Origin of the sequence: Reyranella soli (assembly GCF_007992495.1) — a bacterium.
Taxonomy (GTDB): domain Bacteria; phylum Pseudomonadota; class Alphaproteobacteria; order Reyranellales; family Reyranellaceae; genus Reyranella; species Reyranella soli.
In genome coordinates, this window is record NZ_BKAJ01000391.1 from 1 (window position 1) to 834 (window position 834).

Below are 834 nucleotides of genomic sequence, written 5' to 3' on the forward strand. Positions count from 1 at the left end.
GCGCCTCGTCGCCCTCGCGGTCGATGTTGGAGTTGGGCTCGTCGAGCACGACCAGGAAGGGATCGCCGTAGAGCGCACGCGCCAGGCCGATGCGCTGGCGCTGGCCGGCCGACAAGGCGTTGCCGGCGTCGCCCACCGGGGTCTCGTAGCCGTTGGGCAGCGCCAGGATCAGCTCATGGACGCTGGCCGCCCTGGCCGCGGCGATCACCGCTTCCGATGGGGCATTGGGCTCGAAGCGCGCGATGTTCTCGGCGACGGTGCCGGAGAACAGTTCCATGTCCTGCGGCAGGTAGCCGATGTGCGGGCCGAGCGCGTCGGGCGTCCACTGGTCGAGGGCGGCGCCGTCGATGCGGATCTTGCCCTGGATGGCCGGCCAGACGCCGACGATCGCCCGCACCAGCGACGACTTGCCCGAAGCGCTGGGGCCGATGACGCCCAGGCCCTGGCCCGCCTTGAGCTGGAAGGCGACGCCCTGAACGACCAGGCGATTGGTGCCCGGCGGATTGACGCTCACCGCTTCGAGCGTCAGCGTTTCCTTGGGCCGCGGCAGTTCCATGCGCTGCTGCTCGGCCGGTATCGTGCCGAGCAGGCCGTTCAGCCGGCGCCAGCTCTGGCGCGCTGCGATGAAGCTGCGCCAATGGGCGAGGGTGACCTCGACCGGCGCCAGCGCGCGCGAGGTCAGGATCGAGCTTGCGATGATGATGCCGGCGGTGGCCTGCTGGTTGATCACCAGCCAGGCGCCGATTCCGAGCACAGCCGACTGCAGGATCATGCGCAGGATCCTGGAAAGGGCGGCCATGCCGCCGGAGATGTCGGCGACGCGCTGCTGGGCGG

Annotated in this window: 1 protein-coding gene; it reads right to left on the bottom strand. The window is 70.5% G+C overall.

Features of this window, described 5'->3' with window-relative positions; translation table 11 throughout:
• The coding region (locus tag RSO01_RS46940) for a type I secretion system permease/ATPase (protein ID WP_147157502.1) at positions 1-834 on the bottom strand (834 nt) is incomplete at both ends.